The 24,020-nt window shown below is 35.0% G+C and carries 25 protein-coding genes and 1 tRNA gene; 12 read left to right on the top strand and 14 right to left on the bottom strand.

The genetic code is table 11. The annotated features are described in order from the left end of the window. Positions 1 to 82 precede the first annotated feature (82 nt). Entirely contained in the window at positions 83 to 991 is a 909-nt protein-coding gene (locus tag HNS40_RS15585; RefSeq protein ID WP_172282484.1) for a hypothetical protein, read from the top strand. A gap of 191 nt (positions 992 to 1,182) precedes the next feature. Here HNS40_RS15585 and mgtE read toward each other — a convergent pair whose 3' ends face one another. The 3 genes from mgtE to HNS40_RS15570 form a co-directional block, all read right to left on the bottom strand. Beyond that, positions 1,183 to 2,565 carry a magnesium transporter gene (gene mgtE / locus HNS40_RS15580; RefSeq protein WP_172282482.1) on the bottom strand — a complete coding sequence of 461 codons (1,383 nt, stop codon included), beginning with the start codon at positions 2,563 to 2,565 and terminating at the stop codon, positions 1,183 to 1,185. A 148-nt stretch (positions 2,566 to 2,713) separates the two neighbouring features. After that, a complete protein-coding gene (locus tag HNS40_RS15575) occupies positions 2,714 to 3,253 on the bottom strand; it encodes a hypothetical protein (protein ID WP_172282480.1) in 540 nt (179 codons plus the stop codon). 12 nt (positions 3,254 to 3,265) lie between these two features. Next, entirely contained in the window at positions 3,266 to 4,723 is a 1,458-nt protein-coding gene (locus HNS40_RS15570) for an FG-GAP-like repeat-containing protein (RefSeq protein WP_172282478.1), read from the bottom strand. 141 nt (positions 4,724 to 4,864) lie between these two features. Between HNS40_RS15570 and HNS40_RS15565 the strand changes: the two genes are divergently transcribed. The 4 genes from HNS40_RS15565 to HNS40_RS15550 all read left to right on the top strand — a co-directional run bounded on the left by HNS40_RS15565 (position 4,865) and on the right by HNS40_RS15550 (position 8,630). Beyond that, positions 4,865 to 6,070, top strand: a complete 1,206-nt coding sequence (locus HNS40_RS15565; protein WP_172282476.1) for a cation:proton antiporter — start codon at positions 4,865 to 4,867, stop codon at positions 6,068 to 6,070. Positions 6,071 to 6,266: 196 nt separating this feature from the next. Further along, positions 6,267 to 7,112 carry an MBL fold metallo-hydrolase gene (locus HNS40_RS15560; protein WP_172282474.1) on the top strand — a complete coding sequence of 282 codons (846 nt, stop codon included), beginning with the start codon at positions 6,267 to 6,269 and terminating at the stop codon, positions 7,110 to 7,112. Positions 7,113 to 7,278: 166 nt separating this feature from the next. After that, positions 7,279 to 8,298 carry a branched-chain amino acid aminotransferase gene (locus tag HNS40_RS15555; RefSeq protein WP_172282472.1) on the top strand — a complete coding sequence of 340 codons (1,020 nt, stop codon included), beginning with the start codon at positions 7,279 to 7,281 and terminating at the stop codon, positions 8,296 to 8,298. Between the two features lie 113 nt (positions 8,299 to 8,411). Beyond that, complete coding sequence (locus HNS40_RS15550; protein ID WP_172282470.1) at positions 8,412 to 8,630, top strand: transposase; 219 nt, start codon at positions 8,412 to 8,414, stop codon at positions 8,628 to 8,630. 435 nt (positions 8,631 to 9,065) lie between these two features. Here HNS40_RS15550 and HNS40_RS15545 read toward each other — a convergent pair whose 3' ends face one another. Together HNS40_RS15545 and HNS40_RS15540 are read right to left on the bottom strand one after the other, a co-directional pair. After that, on the bottom strand, positions 9,066 to 9,626 hold the full coding sequence (locus HNS40_RS15545; RefSeq protein ID WP_172282468.1) for a DNA-3-methyladenine glycosylase I: 561 nt from the start codon (positions 9,624 to 9,626) through the stop codon (positions 9,066 to 9,068). Position 9,627: 1 nt separating this feature from the next. Continuing rightward, positions 9,628 to 10,143, bottom strand: coding sequence for a TlpA disulfide reductase family protein (locus tag HNS40_RS15540; protein ID WP_172282466.1), 516 nt, complete (start codon positions 10,141 to 10,143; stop codon positions 9,628 to 9,630). A 235-nt stretch (positions 10,144 to 10,378) separates the two neighbouring features. Here HNS40_RS15540 and HNS40_RS15535 point away from each other — a divergent pair, with 235 nt between their 5' ends. Next, the gene (locus tag HNS40_RS15535; protein WP_172282464.1) at positions 10,379 to 10,885 is read left to right on the top strand and encodes a peptidylprolyl isomerase; all 507 of its coding nucleotides are present in this window, start codon (positions 10,379 to 10,381) and stop codon (positions 10,883 to 10,885) included. A gap of 78 nt (positions 10,886 to 10,963) precedes the next feature. Here the strand turns inward: HNS40_RS15535 and HNS40_RS15530 are convergent, their stop codons facing one another. Further along, positions 10,964 to 11,680, bottom strand: a complete 717-nt coding sequence (locus tag HNS40_RS15530) for an SAM-dependent methyltransferase (RefSeq protein ID WP_172282462.1) — start codon at positions 11,678 to 11,680, stop codon at positions 10,964 to 10,966. Position 11,681: 1 nt separating this feature from the next. Further along, entirely contained in the window at positions 11,682 to 12,941 is a 1,260-nt protein-coding gene (locus HNS40_RS15525; RefSeq protein ID WP_216663631.1) for an arginine deiminase family protein, read from the bottom strand. Positions 12,942 to 13,123: 182 nt separating this feature from the next. On the opposite strand from HNS40_RS15525, the gene HNS40_RS15520 reads away from it, so the two are divergent. Both HNS40_RS15520 and HNS40_RS15515 read left to right on the top strand, forming a co-directional pair. Beyond that, positions 13,124 to 13,471: a nucleotide pyrophosphohydrolase gene (locus HNS40_RS15520; RefSeq protein WP_253916381.1), complete on the top strand. Its 348-nt coding sequence runs from the start codon at positions 13,124 to 13,126 to the stop codon at positions 13,469 to 13,471. Between the two features lie 4 nt (positions 13,472 to 13,475). Next, positions 13,476 to 14,837: a BamA/TamA family outer membrane protein gene (locus tag HNS40_RS15515; RefSeq protein ID WP_172282455.1), complete on the top strand. Its 1,362-nt coding sequence runs from the start codon at positions 13,476 to 13,478 to the stop codon at positions 14,835 to 14,837. A 70-nt stretch (positions 14,838 to 14,907) separates the two neighbouring features. Here the strand turns inward: HNS40_RS15515 and truA are convergent, their stop codons facing one another. From truA to rplU, 4 genes are all read right to left on the bottom strand, one after another. Beyond that, positions 14,908 to 15,669: a tRNA pseudouridine(38-40) synthase TruA gene (gene truA, locus HNS40_RS15510; protein ID WP_172282453.1), complete on the bottom strand. Its 762-nt coding sequence runs from the start codon at positions 15,667 to 15,669 to the stop codon at positions 14,908 to 14,910. Beyond that, the gene (serS, locus tag HNS40_RS15505) at positions 15,669 to 16,940 is read right to left on the bottom strand and encodes a serine--tRNA ligase (RefSeq protein ID WP_172282451.1); all 1,272 of its coding nucleotides are present in this window, start codon (positions 16,938 to 16,940) and stop codon (positions 15,669 to 15,671) included. The genes truA and serS overlap by 1 nt, the downstream gene beginning before the upstream one ends. 113 nt (positions 16,941 to 17,053) lie before the next feature. Then, positions 17,054 to 17,320, bottom strand: a complete 267-nt coding sequence (rpmA, locus tag HNS40_RS15500) for a 50S ribosomal protein L27 (protein ID WP_172282449.1) — start codon at positions 17,318 to 17,320, stop codon at positions 17,054 to 17,056. Between the two features lie 37 nt (positions 17,321 to 17,357). Next, positions 17,358 to 17,669 carry a 50S ribosomal protein L21 gene (gene rplU / locus HNS40_RS15495; protein ID WP_172282448.1) on the bottom strand — a complete coding sequence of 104 codons (312 nt, stop codon included), beginning with the start codon at positions 17,667 to 17,669 and terminating at the stop codon, positions 17,358 to 17,360. A gap of 381 nt (positions 17,670 to 18,050) precedes the next feature. On the opposite strand from rplU, the gene HNS40_RS15490 reads away from it, so the two are divergent. From HNS40_RS15490 to thpR, 3 genes are all read left to right on the top strand, one after another. Continuing rightward, positions 18,051 to 20,000 carry a DUF4114 domain-containing protein gene (locus HNS40_RS15490; RefSeq protein ID WP_172282447.1) on the top strand — a complete coding sequence of 650 codons (1,950 nt, stop codon included), beginning with the start codon at positions 18,051 to 18,053 and terminating at the stop codon, positions 19,998 to 20,000. A gap of 149 nt (positions 20,001 to 20,149) precedes the next feature. Continuing rightward, a complete protein-coding gene (locus HNS40_RS15485; protein ID WP_172282446.1) occupies positions 20,150 to 20,482 on the top strand; it encodes a LysM peptidoglycan-binding domain-containing protein in 333 nt (110 codons plus the stop codon). Next, on the top strand, positions 20,483 to 21,049 hold the full coding sequence (thpR, locus tag HNS40_RS15480; protein WP_172282444.1) for an RNA 2',3'-cyclic phosphodiesterase: 567 nt from the start codon (positions 20,483 to 20,485) through the stop codon (positions 21,047 to 21,049). 1 nt (position 21,050) lies between these two features. On the opposite strand, the gene pth is transcribed toward thpR, so the two are convergent. The 3 genes from pth to HNS40_RS15465 all read right to left on the bottom strand — a co-directional run bounded on the left by pth (position 21,051) and on the right by HNS40_RS15465 (position 23,275). Continuing rightward, the gene (gene pth / locus HNS40_RS15475; protein WP_172282443.1) at positions 21,051 to 21,614 is read right to left on the bottom strand and encodes an aminoacyl-tRNA hydrolase; all 564 of its coding nucleotides are present in this window, start codon (positions 21,612 to 21,614) and stop codon (positions 21,051 to 21,053) included. An 86-nt stretch (positions 21,615 to 21,700) separates the two neighbouring features. Further along, positions 21,701 to 22,315 carry a 50S ribosomal protein L25 gene (locus tag HNS40_RS15470; RefSeq protein ID WP_172282441.1) on the bottom strand — a complete coding sequence of 205 codons (615 nt, stop codon included), beginning with the start codon at positions 22,313 to 22,315 and terminating at the stop codon, positions 21,701 to 21,703. A gap of 18 nt (positions 22,316 to 22,333) precedes the next feature. Continuing rightward, positions 22,334 to 23,275: a ribose-phosphate pyrophosphokinase gene (locus tag HNS40_RS15465; RefSeq protein WP_172282440.1), complete on the bottom strand. Its 942-nt coding sequence runs from the start codon at positions 23,273 to 23,275 to the stop codon at positions 22,334 to 22,336. Between the two features lie 189 nt (positions 23,276 to 23,464). Between HNS40_RS15465 and HNS40_RS15460 the strand changes: the two genes are divergently transcribed. Then, a tRNA-Leu gene (locus tag HNS40_RS15460) sits at positions 23,465 to 23,548 on the top strand. Positions 23,549 to 24,020 lie beyond the last annotated feature (472 nt).

Below are 24,020 nucleotides of genomic sequence, written 5' to 3'. Positions count from 1 at the left end.
TAAAGAAGTTCTATAAATATTGTATACTTTTGCGCGCTTGTTTAGTGACAAGATAAAATGAATCAAATAAAAGAAGTAGAAGATGGCATCGAATTGGAAAGATATAGCAAAGGATAAGCAAATTGCTTTTAAGAAGAGTCTCGGATTTACTAAATCTGGTACATATGGTAAGAAGAACAAGGAGTATGAAAACTTTTTACATGATTCTGATGCCCAAAAAGGAGGAAATTTTTACTGTCATAATAACCCAAAAGAGTGGCAAGCTTTAAGAGAGTGGGCCAAGGAGAATAAAGGAGAACGAGTTAACTTTGTGAGCTCCGATATGGTGAACTTAGTAGATAGTAAGCATATCCCTTATAATTTCATTTTTCCATTGGAGAAACTGCGCAATGAGCAGCCCGATTTAGTGAATACTTTCCTCGAAACCTTGTTTTCTAATAAGATTCAAGTGGATAAAGTAAATCGCATCAAGATCGACTTTGCTTCTGATATGAAGAAACATGAATTATTGGATGATAATACCAGTTTTGATGCTTATATAGAATATGAAAGCGGAGAAAGTAAATGTGCTTTAGGAATTGGATTTAAATATGCCGAGAAATCTTATCCTTATGATAAACGAGAAAAAGCCAGGATGTTCGAACAAGAGGATTCTATCTACCATGTATTAACTAGAGATAGTTATTTCTTTGTAACTGAAAAAGTAAACGAGTTACGGACAGATCAGTTGAAGCAGTTGTGGAGAAACCATTTGCTAGGATTAAAACTAGCTGCCAATAAGCAATTAAACGATTTCCGTTCAGTCCATATTTATCCTGAAGGCAATACCTACCAGGCTGAAGCTTCTGAGAAGTATACTACATGTCTCAGAGAATCAAAAAGAGATTATTTCTTTCCTATCACCTTTGAGAAATTCATTATTACTGCCGAAAATGTATTTGGTAGTTTAGAAGGACAGGAGTGGATTGAATATTTGAAAGCACGTTATTAATGGTGTGTCGCTAACAGGTTGTTCACTAGTTGTTTATATGCCCTATTTTAAGTTTGTCAATCTTGAAGAATTAAACAAGAAATGAGTGGGGAGATAGATCATGACTGTTAGTCAAGGCAAAAATGGTTTAGATTTTCACAATCTTTATTGATCCAGTTTATAGTAAAGTCAGGTTTATTGCTGAGCTGTTACTAAACCCAAACTAAAAATACCATACGAGCAATATAAAGATAAATCAATAGTCCCATAATATCGTTCACAGTGGTGATAAATGGACCTGTAGCTAAGGCGGGATCTATTTCAAATTTATTTAAAAGCATGGGTACTAGGGTGCCAAAAAGAGAGGCAAATATGATGACTATAAACAGTGCAATACTTACAGAAATAGTTAAGGGGAATGAGTCGTGGAAGAAATAACTGTAGGTGAATATTAACATAGAAAGGATAATTCCATTAACAAAGGATACTGCTAATTCTTTGACCAGTTTTTTTGCTATGCTATCGATTCCCATATCGCCAGATGCAATTCCTTGTACTATGATAGAAGAAGATTGTACTCCAGCATTACCACCCATTGCGGCAATGAGAGGAAGGAATAAAGCTAGGCCAGCATATTTTGCAATATCGCCCTCAAAATGACCAATAACTCCTGCTCCAATAATTCCGCCAAAGAGTCCTATGAGTAGCCAAGGAAAACGAGCACGTGTCAAACGATAAACACTATCGCTAGACTCCACATCATCGGTCAAACCAGAAATCATCTGGTAATCTTTTTCTGCTTCTTCTTTAATGACATCCACCACATCATCAATGGTAATTCTACCCATTAACTCTCCAGTCTTGTTAACAACTGGCAATGCTACCAAGTCATACTTCTGCATCATCAAAGCAACCTCCTCCGATTTTTCATCTAATTGGGCGCTGATGATATCGGTATTACAAATGTCTTTGGCTTTAGTTTGAGCTGAAGCAATTAATAGAGATTTTAAGGATAGCGTACCTATTAATATATTGGCATCATCAACTACATAAATATAGTATACATCGTGAACTTCTTCGGCTTGTTTTCTAAGCTCTACCAAACACTGACGAACTGTAGATTCCTGATTAACCAAGAATAACTCTTTGGCCATTAGTCCTCCAGCACTGTCTTCGTCATAGCTTAAAAGCTCCTTAATGTCTTCAATTTGCTCTTCATCTTTCATGTGATAAAGAACACGCTCCTGCTTTTCTTCTGGTAATTCCTGGATTAGGTCGGCTGCATCATCGGAATCCATGTTCTCGATAAAACGCTTGGCAAGAATACTAGCAGGGAAGGCTTTTAAGAACTTCTTTCTATCATCCTCTTCTAATTCTGCTAAAACATCAGCTGCTACTTCTTGCTCATGCAGCAAGAATGTAAATTTAGCTTCATCAATATTAAGTTCCTCGTATATCTCTGCAATATCAGCAGGATGAAGATCTTCCAACATGGCAATGATTTGATCTTTTTGCTCAAATTCAATGTTTTGCTGAAGTTCCTCAATAAATTCTCGAGTCAACTCAAATTGTTCGTATGTATTGTTTTCTCCCATTAAAGCAAAATTAATATTATTTATGAGTTTTACAGCTTATTTTGGTGAATTCTAAATAAAGAAAAACTAGTTTTAGTATTCTATCAGGGCGCTTATGCTTTTTCTAAGTGGCTTTGATTCACATAATGAGGAAAAAATGAAATTAGTATTAGATTATCCCCTCATCTCTCAATATATCATATACTATTTCTTTACGGATTCTAGTATCTGGATATCCGTTAATAATAATAGCATACAAATTAGCATTCGGTTCTGCTTTATTGGTAACAATATCAGGTTGAGGTGGGAGGCTTGTTATTATTGGTCTAGGCAATTGCGATATAGAGGTATAGCTCGTTTCCAAATCGAATGGATAGAATTTTTTATTTTGTATCTGATAATTGCCACTAGCTGCATCAATAATAATATAGCGGCATTGATGGGCCCAATTAGCAAAAGGCCAATCGTCAACAAAACAAATCCAATTATTGGCATATAACAGATTAACACTGGTATTATCCCATAATGAAATAGTAGTTTGATTAGATACTGGAGCTTGGGAGATATAAACATCAATTTTATTGAGTTCTTGATCCAGTATTTGGTTTAACACCAAGTTAATAGCTTGTTGTTGTGTGAATTGTGCTTTCAGGTTTATTGAAATGAAACTAAAAAAGCTCATAAATAAAATTAAGGATAGTTTTTTCATAATACGTTTTTTTTATTGTTTAATAATTTGAATAGTATTTGGCGTTTTATGGTCGTTTAAAATTTTTATAATATAAGCCCCAGGTTTGCAATTATTCCCATTTTGGTCTTTTCCATTCCAGAGGATGCTTTGTTTTCCGGCAGTATATTTTTTCTCTAATTGCCATACTAGTTCTCCTTTTAGGTTAAATATTTCCAATAAAACCAAAGAGGCTTTTTCCAGCGTAAAATGAATTTGGGTTTGTTCGGTAAAAGGATTGGGATTTGCTGATAATGAAGATTTGTTTATATTGATATTGTTTATTGCCGCTATTGGGTTTTCAATAAAATTCCCTTCACCATCGTTAAACAATATTTCTAAATTGTCTGATACTATCTCATCCACTGTTTTTACACAAATAATATCCTGAAATCCATTACCATCCATATCGGCACAAAAGAAACTTCTCCATTGCTCTTCAGGATTAGCTGCTGGCAATGCTATAAATTGCGAATCGGCCAATTGAAAATTGCCCTGATTATAATAAATCACATAGCCCGTTTTATCTAATAATTCAAACACCACATCTTGATATTCATTATTATTTATATCGCAAATCTGGAATTCTGAAGATTGAAAATATCCTACAAACTCTTCTTGAACTTCTAAATTATTATTTTCAATATTTTTATAAAAATCAAGTAGGGTAACAGGAGTTCCACCAAATGTGATAATATCATTTTCTCCATCAAGGTCAAAATCAACAATCTTGGCAGCATGCTTCCAACTACTTCCTTCTTCAAGTGTTATATTTTCGAAACCATTCACAGTGCTAAAAAAAACTTCAACACTTTGTCTGATTAAAACAATATCGGCCCTACCATCGCTATTGATATCTCCACAATCAATGGAATTTGGATATGCACCTTCCGTTTCATAATATTCGGGTGCAGAGAAATTGCCAATGCCATCATTATATAATACTCCCCAAAACTGGCCATGGTTAGATGTGATAGCCAAATCTACATGACCATCACCATTTATATCGCCATAGTCAATATCGGAAATAGGCTCATGGGTGTTTAAAGCAAAGTCCTGATAGCTATTATACTCACCACCTGAGTTATAAAGTACTCTTATAAACATTTCTGAGATTTCTTCAGAAGCATCTATTCCCAAGCCAATAATATCTGGAAAATCATCATTATCAACATCAGCTAAAATAATATTGTATTGATAGGCGTAAAAATCTTTAATAGTATCGCTAATACTAAATTCTCCACTTTGCATATTGTCTAGCACTGTTATTACTGGGCTATCGAGCAACCAATATATTCTATGGCCTACAATAATATCATTATCACCATCTAAATCGATATCACCAGCCATTGTGCTAAAAGCTAAGATTGGAATATTATATTTGCTTTTATTTCTGTCGGAAGTAAAAGAAACGAAAACAAGGGCGAGTAAAAAGAAGAGATACTTTTTCATCTGGATAAATTAGTTCTTGTAAAGATATAAATATATGCTCAATAAGTATAGTAGGTAAAAATTTGCTAAACATTATATAAAAAACGAAACATACCATATTGATAATTATATTTGCTAGCATAAAACTGATTCAATAAAACAATGCAACAACAATTCTATATCGCTCTTATTGCTTTTAGCCTTTTGGTCATTATTTCTTATGTGTTTTCTCTCATCTCTAAGAAATTCAAAATTCCATCGGTATTACTGCTCTTATTACTGGGGATTAGTGCTCGTTTTACTTTTCCTGACTTGGCCGACTCTGTGGAGATTCTCCAGCAGAGCCTTCAGTTTTTTGGAACACTCGGGTTAATTTTAATTGTATTAGAAGGTGCTTTGGAACTGGATTTTACCAGAAAGAAACTTCCTCTCATTCGTAATGCATTTTTTTCAGCCCTATCAATTCTGGTGATAACCACAGGCTTAATAGCCTTTGTTATCAAGCTTTTTGTTCCAGAATTGGAAATTCGTTCTTGTATTATTAATGCCATTCCTTTCTCAATTATCAGTTCTGCCATTGCTATTCCTAGTGTTGAAAATGTATTGAAACTAAAGAAAGAGTTCGTTGTTTACGAATCCATATTCTCCGATATTCTGGGGATTCTATTATTTAATTTCTTTGTGATGAACCCAGAAGTTTCTGGTAAATCTATTGGTTTTGTGGCCTTAGATTTGTTTTTGGTCACTGTGATTGCTGTGGGTTTAACCATCCTCATTTTCGAGTTTATCAAGAAAGATATTCTCCAGATTCGTTTTATCTTGCTATTGGCAGTGATTGTTTTGCTTTTCGTTATTGGAAAAATGCTGCATTTCTCATCATTAGTGATCATTCTTATTTTTGGTGTGATTCTTCATAATGCACCACGAATTAAATGGTGGATATTTAAGAAGTATGCAGAAGATGTCATGCTTAAACAGCATATTGACCAGTTTAAAGTGATCACCATTGAAGGTGCATTTATGATTCGAACCATCTTCTTTTTTGTGTTTGGTTATTCCTTAAACCTCATGTCTTTACTCAATTTCAATGTCATCATTCTAGGCTCATTAATCCTTCTAGTTATTTATGGAAGCCGATATGCTTATTTAAAGATTTTCCACAAAGAGAGTCTTAGTCTAGAGTTTTATGTAGCACCGAGAGGCTTAATTACCATCCTTTTGTTTTATAATATTCCTGAGGCTGATAGTATTGGTTTACTTAGCGAAGGCGTCTTATTTTATATCATTCTAGTAAGTGCACTCGTCATGATGTTAGGAGTGATGAAAGGAAGCGAAGAAAAGTTTGTTCAAAAATCTGATTATCAATAATAGGGTTTATTCTTTAAAGATTTTTTTGCTCCCTTTTAGGTATTGGCAGACAAATTAAATCTATGCAGATTTTTAAACCATGTAATCGTTAATAATTTCAAAGAAAGACGAATTTCATTGCAATTGAGTTATCTTTGGTTTTATATTAAATTAATCCGTGAGAATTAGCGTAATGCGCGATCGAAAAAATAAAAATATGAAATTATATAGTATAGAAACCAGAAACCTAAAACTAGACGGAGGAGCCATGTTTGGCGTTGTTCCAAAGGTAATGTGGTCCAAGAAATATCCAGCCGACGAGAACAATTTGATCAACTTAGCCATGCGTTGTCTTTTAGTGATTGATGGCGATAGAAAAATCTTAATAGATAATGGGATAGGAGACAAGCAGGACGAGAAATTCCTCAAGCATTTTCACTTAAATGGAGAAGAAACTCTAAAGTCTTCCTTGGCTAAATTAGGTTTATCAAAAGATGATATCACCGATATGGTACTCACTCACCTTCATTTCGATCATACCGGAGGAAGTATTGAATGGAATGAGGATAAAACTAAATTGATTCCAGCTTTTAAAAATGCCAAGTATTGGGTGAGCAAGGCACAATGGGAATGGGCCACCAAACCAAACAAAAGAGAAAAAGCCAGTTTCCTAGGAGAGAATATCCAGCCCATGGAGGAGTCTGGACAATTGAATATCATAGAAGAAGAAGGAGAACTGTTTCCTAATTTCCACGTGAAATTGTTTAATGGTCACACAGATGGACAAGTAATCCCACATATAAACTATAATGGAAGAACGGTTGTGTTTATGGCCGATTTATTACCAAGTACCGCTCATATTCCTATGCCCTGGGTAATGGCTTACGATACGCGTCCACTACTCACACTCCAAGAGAAAGAGCAATTCTATGAGGAGGCTATTGAAAATGATTATGTCTTATTTTTCGAACATGATATTTATAATGAATGTTGTAGGCTAGAAGCTACAGAAAGAGGACCAAAAGTAAAAGAGACCTTTAAGTTAAACGAGCTATTGGAATAGTTTTAGATTGATGAATTATTCCAAAGGTTTGAAACAATAAGCTTTCAAACTAAGAACATGGAACAAATTCCATGTCCGAGAAACTCTGAATTCTATCCAACAATAATCCTGAGCTACCTTTTTGCTTATCTTTGTACAAGAGCGTAAAATATAAAATAATCGATACATGAAAGATATTAAATGGGGTGAATTACCCTTTGGATACTCAAAAACAAATTATAATGTTCGTTGTTATTATCGTGATGGTAAATGGGGTTCTATAGAGACCACATCTTCTGAGCATGTTAGTATACACATGGCTGCCACAGCTTTACACTATGGTCAAGAAGCTTTCGAAGGTTTAAAAGCTTTTAGAGGTAAAGATGGTCAAATCCGTTTATTCCGTTGGGAAGAGAATGCAAAGAGATTGCAAAAATCTGCCGAAGGTATTATGATGGCTGAGGTACCTACTGAATTATTCATGAAGATGATCATGAGAGTGATTAAATTAAACAAAGAATTTGTTCCTCCTTATGGTACAGGTGCTTCTTTATATTTACGTCCAGTATTATTTGGTTCTGGCGCTCAGGTTGGTGTGAAGCCTGCTAATGAATACTTATTCATAGTTTTTGTAACTCCTGTTGGTCCATATTTCAAAGAAGGATTCAAGCCAGTCGATATTCAATTGGTAAGAGATTATGATAGAGCTGCTCCATTGGGAACAGGTCATATTAAAGTAGGTGGCAATTACGCTGCTTCTTTACGTCCAGGTACTAGAGCTCACGACGAAGGGTTTGCTTCTGTTATGTTCTTAGATGCTAAAGAGAAAAAATATATTGATGAAGCTGGCCCAGCTAACTTCTTTGGTATTAAAGATGGAAAATATATAACACCTGATTCACATACTGTTCTACCTTCAATCACCAATATGAGTTTACGTCAAATTGCTGAAGACATAGGATTAACTGTTGAAAGAAGATCTGTTCCAGTTGAAGAATTAGGAACTTTCGAGGAGGCTGGAGCTTGTGGAACTGCTGCTATTATTTCGCCAATTGGGAAAATAGTAGATAGAGAGTTGGACAAGACTTATACCTACTCTACTGATGGAGAACCTGGCCCTTGGTCAACAAAATTATACAAAAGATTATTAGCTATCCAATTAGGAGAAGTTGAAGATACACATGGTTGGAATACTATTGTTGAATAGTATCTGTTTAATCAATGATAAAAAATGCTGTCACCTTTTTGTGATGGCATTTTTTTGTCGTCTGAAATAAATCAGAATTTGATTTCTTATTACCTTTATGGAAACTTATTTCTATGGCAACGCAAAGAGAAATACTCCTACCCGAAGCATATTACCATGTTTTTAATAGAGCTGTTGGGAATGACAAATTATTTAAGAGTAATAGAAATTATAGCTACTTCCTGGAATTATGCAATAAGAAAATGATTCCTTGCGACGATATTATTGTGTATTGTTTAATGCCCAATCATTTTCACTTTTTAGTAAAGATAAAACCTGTAAATGAATTGTGAGAATTGTTTTCTGTAGATGAGAAAATAACTGAAAATGAATTAAGTAATCTCATTTCAAGAAAAATAGGAAGTGTATTTAACTCTTATGCTCAGGCTTTTAATAAAGAAAATAACAGAAGAGGACGTTTATTTATTGATAGATTTAAACGTAATAAAGTAACTTCTGTGAAATACATGAGGAATCTAATTCTGCATATTAACAATAATCCTAAAAGCGCTGGTTTAGTTAAAAAAACTTGAACATTGGAATTTTAGTTCTTACAAATATATTATTTCAGAATTACCAAGTTTGGTTAAAAAGGAAAATGCGATTTTGGCTTTTGAAGATTTGGAGAATTTTATATTCGTTCATCGTCAGAACCCAAAAAGTTTGGAAAGTTTTTAATCCAGTCCCTCCGAGGGCTCATAGCCCTCGGAGGGACTGGATAGCATGCTTTACTCCCGAAAATCACAGCCCACCAAGTGGTCATTCACCAAACCACAAGATTGCATCAAGGCGTAAACTACAGTTGTTCCAACAAATTTAAATCCTCGCTTTTTTAAATCCTTGGAGATTTTATCTGATAGCGGAGTATTCGCAGGGACTTCCGATTTATCTTTAAAATGATTGATAATAGGCTGGTGATTGACAAAGCCCCATATGTATTTGTCGAAACTACCAAATTCTTCTTGAATCTTTAAAAAAGATTGGGCATTGCTGATGGCAGATTTTACCTTGAGCTTATTTCTGATGATCCCTACATTTTGTAACAATTCTGTTTCTTTTTCCTCACCATAAAGGGCAATCTTTTTATAATCGAATTGATCAAAAGCATCAAAGAAATTTTTTCTTTTTCTGAGGATGGTAATCCAACTTAATCCGGCTTGAAATGTCTCTAATACCAAAAACTCAAACCATTCTTGATCTTCATGAACAGGTTTGCCCCATTCTTTATCGTGGTATTCTTGATATAGAAGATCCTCACCAGCCCACCAACACCTATTTGGTTTACTCATTTTATTTAAGTAAGTCCTTGAGTACCTCAGTTGTTAATTCTTCACCTGGTAGTTTAGGAAAGCCTTCCCAAATTACAATCCCTTCTGGGTTGATCAGAATCACATGAGGAATACCAGTTACTTTTAACTCGTTCTTTACTCTACTTTGCGTATCGAAACCATTGGCATATTGAATATGTTCTTTTGCATAGGGTTCTACTTTTTCCTTAGTTTCATTACTTATTCCTATAATCACTAATTTGTCGGCGAATTTTTTTTGCCACTCGTTTAACTCTGGAATACCCTTTCTACATGGTCCACACCAAGTAGCCCAAATATCTATAAGCACATATTTACCTTTTAAATCACCAGGTTCTGTAACCCAGCCCTCCACTTCAATGGCAGGTGCTTTTTGGCCTATAAATGACTTGGCCCACATCTTTTTCTCTGGACTTGGGTGGTTAATTACATCTGATGATTTGGCAGAAACTAAAATAAGAAATAAGGATAAGGTGAAGAAGATAGCTTTTTTATTCATGATGAGTGGGATTTACAATGTTATTAATTCCTTTATGTTAAAAACAAAAATAAGCATAAAAAGTTGCATGGGTTTTCTGATTTTAACATTTATTTTAATTTGCTCATTTTCTTGTCTTTAATTGCCTAGTCAATTAATGAATTATCCCTACCTTCGCCAAAATTTTTTAATTATTGAATTGGAGACTTCTAAGGTCGATATAAGATGATGAAGTAACCGAAAAGAAAATATTGATATGAAGATTACAAAAGACACAGTGGTTTCCCTTACTTATATCCTAAGTGAAAATGACGTGCAAGGAAACTTAATCCAAGAAGTTACTAAAGACAAGCCTTTTGTTGTTTTATTTGGTGCTGGAAGCTTATTGCCAAAATTTGAGAATGAATTAGAAGGCCTTAAGGCTGGTGATTCTTATGGTTTTAGTATTGAAAGTAAAGAAGGTTATGGTGAACTTAATCCAAATGCTGTTATTGAGTTAGATAAAGACATTTTTAAAGTAGAAGGTGAAATTGATACTGAAATGCTTCAGGTAGGAAATTCGATTCCAATGCAAAATGATCAAGGTCAGCCATTGAATGGACTAGTAAAAGAAATTAAAGAGGATAAAGTAGTTATGGATTTTAATCATCCTTTAGCTGGTGTAAACCTTTATTTCACTGGTGAAATACTTGACGTGCGTGAAGCCTCTGAGGAGGAATTATCTCACGGTCATGTTCACGGAGATGGTGGAGTTCAGCACTAGAAACTGATTAAAATGCTATAAAAAAAGAACCACTCTTATTTCTAGGAGTGGTTTTTTTCGTTTTCTGTATTGTTTATACTATTTGTATAACAAAAATATAGTATTTCGTTTATGGATATCAATAGGGTCTTTCCTTTTTTTCCAATTTTGAGCAGTATCGCTAATAATAAGCTCAGTTTCCAAAGTTATATCCGTTGCAACACATATTTTAGTAGTTGGGGAACTGGTCTTTATTAAACTCTCTAGCATTTGATTATTACGATATGGAGCTTCAATAAATATCTGAGTTTGATGTTGTCTGAAAATTTTATTTTCAAGGTCCTTGATGGTTCTTTCTCTTTGACCTCTTTCACGAGGAAGATAGCCTAAGAAGGCAAAATTTTGCCCATTAAAACCACTAGCCATTAGAGCTAGTAGGATAGAGGATGGTCCAACTAAAGGAATAACTCTAATTCCTTTAGCATGAGCCATAGAAACGATATCTGCACCAGGATCTGCAACGCAAGGAGTTCCAGCGTCACTTAATAATCCAATGTCTTGACCTTTTTCAGCGTTATTTAAGTAGCTGATAATATCTCTAGGTTTACTGTGCTCGTTCAGCTCTAAAAACTCCAATTCCTCAATTCTTCCTTTCCAGCCCGCTTTGCTTAAGAACCTGCGCGCATTCCTCAATTCTTCAACAATAAAGTGTTTAATATTTAGGATCTTCTCAATATTACCATTGGGAATAATGTCTTCCAGATTGCTTTCACCTAATGTGTTAGGAATCAGATATAATTTGCCTTTTTTTTCCATATTACCAGTTTACTTCTGCTCTTCTAACTGGCATAGTCATGCAACGTGCACCACCGCCACCTCGAGCTAATTCGCTACCTTCGATTGTGATAACGTATTTTTCATATTCTTCAGGGTTTCGTTTCTCACTCACCACATCTTTTGCAGTAATGACTTCAAAACCATTTTTATTTAATTCTTCAATAGTATATACATTTCTTCCATATCCAATCACCTTTCCAGGTGCTAATGCAAAGAAATTTGTTCCACTATGCCATTGTTCTCTTTCCATAGTATATGGGTCGCTATGACCACCACAATGAATAGGTTTCATGTCCATGCCTAAAGATTTTAGCCCACTAAAGATATTCGCGGTTTCTTTAATAGAATCTACTTTGCCATTATCTATAGTAATCATAATTGTTCTAAAACGATTTGCTTGCATGATAACTGGTTCGTAGATCATACATTTATCTTTATCCAAGAAAGTGAAGGCCATGTCTAAATGAATGAAAGATTCAGGACTATGGGGTAACTCCTGAACAATGATATGTCTTCTTTCTTTAGTACTTTTTAAACACTCAATAATAAAATCGATTCCTTGACTAGTAGTTCTTGGGCCGAGGCCTATCAATAAAATATCTTCTCTAGCAATTAAAACATCACCTCCTTCTATGGTTAAGTTTTTCATGGTACGAGCAATAGTCTGTGGATTTACTGTTCTAGTATTAAAACCAGGATGGAAGTCGAATATGCTTTCCATGATAATAGCTTCCCTTTCCCTAACTTCATTGGCCATCTTGTTAATGAGAACTCTCTTGTTGACAGAGACAGAAGCGTCACGCATAAAGAAAAAGTTATGCAAGGGTTTTAGAGTATATCGATCTGGATCCAGAAATTTGGTCAAATTGTTAACTACCATTTCACCTCCTTGAATTAAGGTGGCAGCTAAGTCTTTATTAGTTAAATCAGTAATATGACGTTCGTAACGTTCTATATTTTCACTTTTTAGAATTCTCTTAATCAATGTTTCCTTCACCTTATCATTACCCAAAATATCTTCTAAAAGGTCTTTTACTTCAAAAGTTTGGGTTAATTTATTTAAGGCCCCGCTAAATTCATCATATTCCTTAGTAGCAACAGTTAAGTTCAAAATATCTGAGTATAAGGCTCTTTCAGCATTTTGAGGAGTCATGTTTTCTACTTCAGGACCAGGTGAATGTAAGATAACACCTTCCAGCTTTCCTATTTCTGAGGATACTTGTATATCGATTGGATTCATCACATAAAAATTTTTGCAAAAGTACTAAAAATGAGCTTAGAAATAGGGATAAAAAACATGAGTGTATAACGTAATTTCTTAGAGATGAATTAAAAAAAATGAGTTTAAATAACGAATTTGTCTCAGATTTGTCAATCTCCATACAAAATCCTATATTCGAGCAATCAAAAAAATATATATCATTGAGTTTAACAATAGCACAAGCACAAGAAGTCGTTGATATTTGGATCAAGGAAAATGGAGTGAGATACTTTAATGAATTGACCAATATGGCCATTTTGATGGAAGAAGTAGGGGAGGTGGCTAGAATTATTTCTCGTAAATACGGAGAGCAGTCCTTTAAAAAAAGTGATGAAAAAGTAGATTTAGCCGACGAGTTTGCTGATGTGCTTTTTGTTCTTATTTGCTTAGCTAATCAGACCGGAATTGATTTGACAATGGCTTTACAAAAGAATCTCGAAAAAAAAACCAAGCGAGATTCTCAGCGACATAAGAATAATCTCAAACTACAAGATAATAACAAAACCTAAATATATGAAAAGAAGAATACTATTATTGTTAAGTATTGCTTTGTTGGCATGGCCTGTTCTTGCGCAGCAAAGTGACAGCACTAAGACTGCTAAAATTAAAAAAGGATGGAGCTTTGGGGCACTACCTGTGGTATCCTATGATAGTGATCTCGGATTTCAGTATGGTGCTTTAGGATCCATTTATCATTATGGTGATGGAAGTAGATTTCCTGAATACGATCATATGTTTTACGTGGAAGGAAGTTTATTTACAAAGGGAAGTGGAATTTTCCGTTTTGCCTATGAAAGCGATCGTCTGATTAAGGGTGTTAGAATCAATTTCGATATGAGCTATATTCCAGATGATGCCTATGATTTTATTGGGTTTAATGGATATGAATCTGTGTATAATCAAGCATGGATTGATCAGGATAATGTAGAAGACTACATAAGTCGAATGTTTTATAAGCAAAAACGAAACATGTTCCGTACTCGAGTTGATTTTCAGGGGAAATTAGCCATAAAGAACTTGAATTGGACTGGTGGTGTTGAGTTTTATAATATGGAAATTTCTAGTGTTAATATTGATAAATTTAATAAAGGAAAAGATGGCGATGATCTTTTGCTTCCTATTGATTCGATGCCTGGTTTATATGAAAGATATCAAGAATGGGGATTGATAGATGCAAAAACTAAAGATGGTGGAATGGTGATGGGATTAAAAGCTGGTCTGGTTTATGATTCTAGAGATAATCGCGCTCATCCTACAAAAGGAATTTGGACTGAAGCCGGTTTGTTCTTTGCTCCTTCCTTTATCAATGATGTGGATGAAGGCTATCTTAAATTTTATTTAACTCACAGACAATACTTCAATATTGTAAAAGACCGATTAACTTTTGCTTATAGAATCGGCTATCAATCAAGTCTGGTGAATAAGGGACCTTGGTATACTGATCAATTAATTATTACGAGTGCTCTTAGAGGAGCTTTCTCAGAAGGATTAGGTGGGGCAAGAAGCCTTAGAGGTATCAAGAGAAATAGAGTAGTAGGAGATGGTATAGCTTATGGTAATTTAGAGTTGCGTTGGAAAGTCATTTATTTCGATTGGTTTAATCAGAACTTTTATATTGGTTTAAATGGTTTTCTCGATGGTGGACAAGTGGTGAAGTTAATACCCACAGAAGACCAGATTGCAATAATTGATGATCCAACTATTGATAAAGAAGATTATTTTGATGTGGGGGCTGAAAGTATACATACCAGTTATGGTTTAGGTTTAAAGATAGCAATGAATCATAATTTCATTTTCGGAGTGGATTATGGTAGAGTTGTTAGTGATAAAGATGGTGGTTCGGGAATTTATATCGGATTGAATTATTTGTTCTAGGTGAAAATATTCAGGCATAAAAAATCCCAAAATCTTAAGATTTTGGGATTTTTGTTTTAAAGGCTATTTCCTAATGATTAAGAAAAGGATATTCAACTTTAGTTAAAAATAAAGCTTGTCCTGGAACAGACCAGCCTGCATTTCCGCGATTTTTACTTTCTATTACGGCTCTAAATTCTTGTAAACTCATTTTTCCTTGTCCAACTTCTAATAAAGTACCTACAATGGCTCTTACCATATTTCGAAGGAAACGATCTGCTTGAATAGTAAAGACCCATAAATGATCCTCCTCCAAATTCCATTCGGCTTTCATGATTTTGCAATTAAAGGTATTTACATCGGTACCTGTTTTCGAGAAACATTCAAAATCACTATATTCAAAAAGTATTTTAGCGGCCTCATTCATCCCTTCAAAATTCACATTTTTAAAAGGTAGCTGATAACTCAAATCTTTCTTGAAAGGGTTTTTTTGAGTGACGATGTGATATTCATAAGTTCTGCTTGAAGCATCAAACCGGGTATGTGCATCTTTATCAACCTCAAATATTTCTTGAATGGCTATGTCATAAGGAAGTATAGAGTTTAATTTATAAACCATTTGTTCCAAGGGAAACCGAGTTTTTTCAAAATCTATTTCCAAATGCGCATAAAATTCACTGGCGTGGACACCTGTATCGGTTCTTCCACAGCCAGTTATCATTTGAGGAGCTCTTAAGAGTATTTCTAAAGCTTCATTTATTTTTTGTTGCACAGTCATGGCATTGGGCTGAATTTGCCAACCATGATAATTTGTACCTAGATAGGAAAGCTTTATAAAATACCTTTTTTGCATTAGTTGATAATATCGAAACCAGTATAGCGCTGTAGAACTTCAGGAATTTTAATTCCGTCTTCAGTTTGATTATTTTCAATCAAAGCAGCCATAATTCTAGGTAGCGCTAATGCACTACCATTTAGAGTATGCGCTAATTGACTCTTTCCATTCTCATCCTTAAAACGAAGCTTCAAACGATTGGCTTGGAAGCTTTCGAAGTTGGAAACAGAACTCACCTCTAGCCATCTATCTTGACCTGTACTATAAACTTCGTAATCAAAAGTTAAGGCAGAAGTAAAACTCACATCACCACCACAAAGGCGTAATTCACGATAAGGTAGTCCTAGCTTTTCTAATAATCCGATAACGTGAGCTTTCATCTCTTCTAAAGTCTCATAAGACTTGTCGGGATGTTGAACTTGTACAATCTCTACTTTGTCAAATTGGTGTAATCTATTTAATCCTCTAACTTCTTTACCATAACTACCAGCTTCTCTACGGAAACAGGCTGAATAAGCCACGTTTTTCACAGGGAAATCGGCTGATTTTAAAATGACATTTCTGTAAATATTAGTAACAGGAACTTCAGCAGTAGGAATCATATAAAGATTATCGGCTGGCATGTGGTACATTTGGCCTTCTTTATCAGGTAATTGACCAGTTCCATAGGCAGAATCCTCATTTACCATAAGTGGAGGAAGTACTTCTAAATACCCATTATCAACGGCTTCATCTAAGAAGAAACTAATGAGGGCACGTTGTAATTTGGCTCCTTTTCCCTTATATACTGGAAATCCAGCCCCGGTAATTTTAACGCCTAATTCAAAATCAATAAGGTCGTATTTCTTGGTCAGCTCCCAGTGAGGAAGTTTGTTAGATCCTAATTCAGGAATGCTACCATGTTCAGATAATACCTCATTTTCCTCTTCACCTTTACCTGGCTTTACTGTTGGGTGCGGAATATTTGGCAAGGAAATGATAAGGTTTTGAAGTTCTACTTCGGTTTCTGCTTTTTGCTCACCTATAGACTTAGAAAGACTCTTTAATTCAGCACTCCTAGCTTTTTTTGTATTGGCCTCCTCAATTTTTCCTTCTTTAAAAAGTAAACCAATTGATTTGGCTATTTGGTTGGCTTCAGCAAGATTAGCATCAAGCTCCCCTTGAAGTTTCTTTCTTAAATTGTTTTTCTCTTCTATTTGGGGAATGATATCGCTAGCATCAAAGTTTTTGATTTTAAGCTTTTCAATAACTTCTGCCTGATTTTCAATGATATAGTTTGTTTGCAACATGGGTTTTCTATTTTTTGCAAATGTAAACGATTCATGCTCAAAATAAAAGGTTGAGCATAAAAAAACTGTCAAGCAATAAGCAAGACAGTTTTATTTTTTATAACAGTATTAGCTTATTCGGCAGCTTCAATAGGACTAACAGATACATATGATCTATCTTGTCTAGTCTTTTTGAATTCAACAATACCATCAACCAAAGCAAATAAAGTATGATCTTTACCCATTCCTACATTTAGTCCTGGGTTATGAACTGTACCTCTTTGTCTGATTAAGATATTACCAGCTTTAGCAAACTGTCCGCCGTATATTTTTACTCCGAGTCTTTTACTTTGGGACTCTCTACCGTTTTTCGAACTACCAGCACCTTTTTTATGAGCCATTTTTTCTAATTTTGAGGGTTCAACTTAATACCAATGCCTATGCAACGATATTTTCGATTTGTACTTGGGTTAAATTCTGACGATGTCCCTGAAATTTCTTATAACCTTTTCTTCTCTTCTTTTTGAAAACAAAAACTTTATCTCCACGTAAGTGAGAAAGAATTTTAACGGAAACTTTCGCTCCTTCGAGCACAGGGGTTCCAATCTTAACAGCTCCTTCATTGTCTACTAAAAGCACCTTATCAAACTCTAGGGAAGCTCCCTCATCGCCTTCTAAACGGTGCACAAAGATCTTTTGATCTTTAGTGACTTTAAACTGTTGCCCAGCTATTTCTACAATTGCGTACATGTTATTAAATGTAATTAGTTTAACATTTTTCGGAGTGCAAAAGTAGATAATTATTTTTGATAAACAATACTTTTGATTAAAATATTTAATTATTATTGAATTGTTTTTAGGCCTTTAATGGCTTAAAATCAAAGGTCTCGTGGAATACTACCATTGTATGGGGGCTCAGGATTCTAAATTTCATTGTGCTTTCTGATTTTATGTGTTTTTCCAAATAAAATCGAGTAAAATGGCAGAATGTTAGATTTGTTAAGATCTCTTTAAAATTTAAAGAATTAAAAAGGATACATATACGAGTTAAAGAGCTACACTTACTAATAATAGATGGTTTTGATAAAACTAAATTTCTTATCTTTAGTATATGATTAAAAAAACGCTGTTATGAAAAAATTTAAACTCACAAGAAGTCTTTCTGTCTTCTTAATTGCATTAGTCCTAGGTGTAGGATTCCAATCTTGTAAGAAAATTGAGAAGCCTCAAGAAGAAACTGAGGTTGACGAAATCAAATTCACTATTAATAATGACTCAGAAAGTTTAACCTCGAGCAGGGTGACTTATTATAATGAGCCCATTATGTTTTCAAAGAAATCTAGCGACAAAAGCTCAGGTGGGCATACCTGGTATTATGTGGCTGAGGTAGAGTCGCCAAATTTCTTAGGAGATGACTTGAGTGCAACTCATGTTGTAATATCTGATGATAAAGCTTATGTTAGCTATAATAGACAAGGTGATGAGTATGCTGGAGGTGTGGAAGTGATAGACCTATCGAATCCGGCTTTTCCAGCTATTATTTCTCAGGAATTATACGATGGTGCAGATGTAAATGCGGTAGCTGTTGATTATAATGGGAATGAAAGCCAAAAGAAATTATGGTTGGCCTTAAGTAGCTTTAAAAAAGGAGCCTTAATGCGTCAGGTCATCCTAGAGAATGGCTTATTGGGAGCTAATATTTCTGATGTTAATTTATCAAAATCATTAAGTGATGGAACTATTGCAGCTTCTGCAAATGGTATTGTTGCTTCTTCGGATTATATTTATGTAACTGCTGGACAAAGTCATGGTGGTACGTTTCAATTATCGGCAAATGATTTAAGTGTTTTGGCAAACGAAGAGTATACACATGCTAAATACCCTGTTGTAAATGGCTTAGATGTAGGTAGTAAGCAAATAACTTTGAGAACGGGAGAAAACTCTCAGATGTTAGTCTATAATGTAGGACCAACTAGAAATCCTATTACCTACGATATTACTTCTGTATACCACCAAAATGTAGAAGAACCCTATAAAGGAAAATCAACCATTCATATAGACGAAGGCGGCATTGTTGCCTATGTAGCTTCTGGATTGCATGGATTAAAAGGATATAATATAAATACAGGTGCCGAAGTTATTACATCTCCATCTAATATGTTGACCACAGGAAATACCAATGGTATTGCAAAAGATGAGGATTATATATATTTAGCTAATGGTGCGGATGGTTTATATATAGCTACTTTGCCTGATGGTGGGAGTGGTGAAATTGTACCAGTTCAAGTTTGGGACTTACAAGAGTCTGGTGCTTCAGCTAATTTAGTTCAAACTGATGGTGATTGGATATTTGTTGCCAAAGGTGGAGGAGGATTAAAAATCTTAAGAAAGATTGCAAACGGAAATTATCCTGTAATCTGTGATTATGATTCTCAAGGTATTCCTGAGTGTTTAGAGCCAAATCCAGATGATTTATGTGAAAGCTTACTGTCTGATTTAGGTGTGACTTTACCTGAGCGTCAAAATGCATTGACTCATCATCCTGAGTATTTTGTAAATGAAAACAGAGAAATTGTATTATCAGAACCTGCACAAATTAGTGTAACTTATATTAGTGAAGGAGCGGGTTTTAGAAACTCATTTGGTTATTATTTCTATAACCAAAATAATCCTCCAACGACGGCTGCCGACTTGCAATCATCTATGACCATCATTTTTCCTAATGCATCAGGAGAAGGTTCTGGTGGCGCATTGCTGCCTGGAGATAAGATATATCAACTTGGTACTTTCCCTGCAGGAACAGTGGTAGGATATTTTATGCAAGCCAATGCATGGAATGGGCAAGAGGTAACCAATGGTTTGTATACCCATTATACCATTCCTGCTTTCAACCAAAACGAAACTCAACAACATATTTTAATGTATGATTATAATTGTAGTGATGTATTAATGGCATTTGAAGATGTATTGCTTCCAGATGGAGACCACGATTTTAACGATTTAATATTCCAAATGAATATAGAGCCTGCAGAGTCTGTACCTACGCAGGATTACAATCAAATTCCCCCAGAAGGGAATTAAAACAGCGGATTTTTTTTGATCGAAACCAGTTTCCTATGCTCAGGAGACTGGTTTTATTGTTTATGCTTTGATATGGATCTGGATCTGTTTTTAATGATTTGAAAACTTTTTTTGAAAAGAAACGTAGAACAGAGAAAAAACGATTGATCATGAAAATTAATTACATCCTAATATTAGTAAGCATTGCTTTTGTTTTGGCTTCTTGTGGAGAGGAAAAAGAGCCGGTTAAAACAGAAACTCCTGTTGAGGAAACTGTAGTTTTACAAGAAGTTATTGAAGAACCAATAGCAGAAGAAGTGATAGAGGTTGTACCACCTCAACCCAAAAAAGTTGTAGTTCAAAATGGCGAATGGTTATATGATATCGCAAGAGATCATTATGGTGATTTTCATGATTGGGAAAAAATATATGAAGCGAATAAAGATAAGATTTCAGATCCTAATATTATCTATCCTGGAATGGAGTTAGTGCTTCCTGAATAAATGAGGAAAAGATTATTTATAGCTATTAAGATAAATCCGACGAAGGAAATACTGCATCGGGTTTCTCTTTTTCAGGAAAACCTGGACGATGATAACATTAATTGGATCAGGGCTGACCATTATCATCTAACACTTAAGTTTTTAGGGGATACCTCCTCAGAGAAAATAGAGAGGATGGCGGAAAAGTTAATTCGTATTTTGCAGGAAGAGCCAGCTTTTAGATTGAAGTTGTCAAAATTTGGTTTGTTTGGCAGTAAATATAGTCCACGAGTAATTTGGGCAGGAGTTGAGCCAGAGTTAGAGGTGGGGAAGTTGGCCCAGAAAATTTCAAAAGAGATGGAGTCGTTTGGTTATAGGAATGATCGGCAGAATTTTGTGCCACATTTGACAGTGGCTCGAATTCGAAAGTTGAAAAATAAGGCTCATTTTCAACAGGTGTTTTCTAAGTTGCATTCAGCGGTACGGCTTGAACAGCTTGTTGATGAAGTTGTTTTATTTGAAAGTAGGCTAAGTAGCCAAGGTGCGGAATACAGTGAGCTTGCAAGATTTCCATTAAAAATAGACTAAGCTATTTTTTATTAAATTGGTTCATGGTTCTATCAATACCAATAGTACCATAAGCAATCACCATGTCTGCAGCAATGGAGATTTTCTCGTCTATTATTGGTCGTTCGGAAGCTTTCCAAGGGCTTAACACAAAATCAGCTTGCCTTCCTCTAGAATAATCATTACCAATGCCGAATCTTAGTCTCGCAAAATCATTTCTGCCTAAAACTTGTATGATGTTTTCCAATCCATTATGCGAACCTGGGCTGCCTTTTTTACGCATCCTCAGGCTTCCCAAATCCAAGGCCAAGTCATCAGTAACAACCAGGACCTTTTCAATAGGGACTTTCTCAGCATCCATCCAATATTTCACCGCTCGTCCGCTAAGATTCATATAGGTGGTAGGCTTTATCAGAACAAAAGTACGACCTTTGGTTTTAAACTTACAAACGCTTGCTAACCTTTCAGTCTCAAACTTTTCACCAAATTCCTTTGCAATATGGTTTAATACATCGAAACCAATGTTGTGACGGGTGTGATCGTATTCGCTACCAATATTTCCAAGTCCAGCAATGAGATACTTCATTTTGTTATTTATATGATTTAAATGGTAATATAAGAAAAGGCATAAGGTAAAATACCTTATGCCTTATATGTAGATTCTTAAGATTCTTATTCAGCTGCAGCAGCTTCACCACCTTCGCCTTCGCCTTCGCCATCTTCTTCTTCGTCACCAACAGCAGCACCTCTAGCGGTTTTAACACCTACTACAAGGTTTCCTTCTGTGATTTGTGGAACAAGTTTCCCGAAATCGATATCACGAATTTTGATGTTGTTTCCAATATTAAGACCAGAAATGTCAATTGTGATAAATTCAGGAATGTCATTAACTAAACCTTTAATAGGAATGGTTCTTAATTTTTTAGTTAATATTCCACCTTTGATGATACCAGGAGCTACGCCTTTTAGTTTAACAGGAAGGTCGATATTTACAGGCTTGCCTTCAATAATTTGAAGAAAATCAGCATGCAATGGCTCATCTGTTACTGGATGATATTGAACGTCTTGTAAAATTGCAGGAATTACTTTTCCATTAATCTCTAGATCAATAATAAATACATCAGGAGTAAAGATAATTTTGTTGAAAGGGTTCTTTTCAATAGTGAAGTGAGTTTGCTCACCACTGCCATAAAGAACACTAACTACTCTACCTTCAGCCCTGTGCATCTTGGCATCTTTTTTCCCTACGTTCTCTCTTGGAGAACCGCTAATAGATACTCTTTTCATTGTGTTATTATTTAAAATTTATAATTGTGTTGTGAACTTAAAATGTTCACTAATGGATTCGAAATTGTGTATTCTATCTATTACATCAGCAAATATTCCAGCTGTTGATAAGACCGTAATTTTACCAGCTCCTTTAATCGGAAGTGTATCGCTAACGATAACTTCACTAAGTCCAGATTCTTCCAGTTTTTGTACTGCATTTCCAGAGAAAACCGCATGTGTACATAGTGCTCTGACACTATTAGCCCCTTGTTCTAACATAAGGCCAGCAGCTTTTGTAATGGTTCCGCCCGAATCAATAATATCGTCTACTAAAACCACATCTTTTCCTTTCACATCACCTATCACTTGCATACTTTCGATAACGCCTGCTTTTTTTCTTTGCTTGAAGCAGATGACCAAGTCTGTATTTAAGAATTTAGCATAAGCGGCAGCTCTTTTAGCTCCTCCGGTGTCTGGAGATGCCATAACTAAATTAGGTAGCTTTAGATTGTGAAGATAAGGGATAAAGATGGAAGAGGCATAAAGGTGATCCAATGGAAGGTCTACGAAGCCTTGAATTTGATCACTATGTAAATCCATAGTTACTATTCTGTCAACTCCCGCTGCAACCAGAAGGTTGGTCATCAGTTTTGCTCCAATAGAAACTCTTGGTTTATCTTTTCTATCTTGTCTTGCAAAACCAAAATAAGGGATGACAGCCACTACTTTTTTTGCGCTTGCTCTTTTTGCTGCATCAATCAATAATAGCAGTTCTAATAAGTTTTCAGAAGGAGCAAAGGTTGATTGAACAAGAAAAACGGTGTTCCCCCGAATAGTTTCATCGAAAGATGGTTGAAATTCACCATCGTTAAAAACTGCTGTTGATACTTTGCCAAGTTCTTGACCGTACTCCTTAGCAATCTTTTCTGCCAAATATTCAGTGGCTCTTCCTGTAAAAATATTTACTTTTTCAGACATTATTTTGCTGATTTTTAGTATGCTGTAATTTTCGGCAAAAGTATATTTAATTTTTCGGATCACCAAATTAATTCAGTCTTTATTGGCTAGTTTTTTTTGGCTTTTTTACATGATGCAGAATATGTTTTTTTTTGTTTGAGATTAGGAAAAAGTATTTATCTTTGCATCCGCTCTTTAAGAGTGAGCCACGCCCGGATGGCGGAATTGGTAGACGCGCTGGTCTCAAACACCAGTGAGGTAACACTCGTGCCGGTTCGACCCCGGCTCCGGGTACTAAAGGATAACAGAAATGTTATCCTTTTTTTTTATTTCAAATATTCTTTATTTGATTATTATTTATATTTGATAATGATGCCTTACCTTTGGAGAGTTCTTCCTCATATAAAACACATAATATTACCATGATTAATTTTCTTGTAGGTTTATTGTTTTTAATATTGGGTGTATATTTCTTATTACACACCAATGAAATAAGAAAAAAGGGAAATAAAGGCGGCTATGGTGGTCACATAAAGTTGTACTTTGGAGCAATAGGATCTATATTTCTTGGTATGGTAATGATGCTTAGAGCAGTTTTTTAAGACCTTTAGAAAGCTAAGTGTTTTTGAAGGGAACTTGGGGTCAAGTTGAAATTCTGGGGGAATTGATTTTTACGCAAAAATATTTGTCAATCGAAAAAGGAAAAATTTGACATCTCTGACACCTCTGAATTCAGACCTAAAATGCTTTAATTTTGCGTTAAAGG

Origin of the sequence: Lentimicrobium sp. S6, from assembly GCF_013166635.1 — a bacterium.
Taxonomy (GTDB): domain Bacteria; phylum Bacteroidota; class Bacteroidia; order Bacteroidales; family UBA12170; genus UBA12170.
Note: the sequence above shows the minus strand (reverse complement) of the source record. Positions and strands in the feature narration are given on the sequence as shown.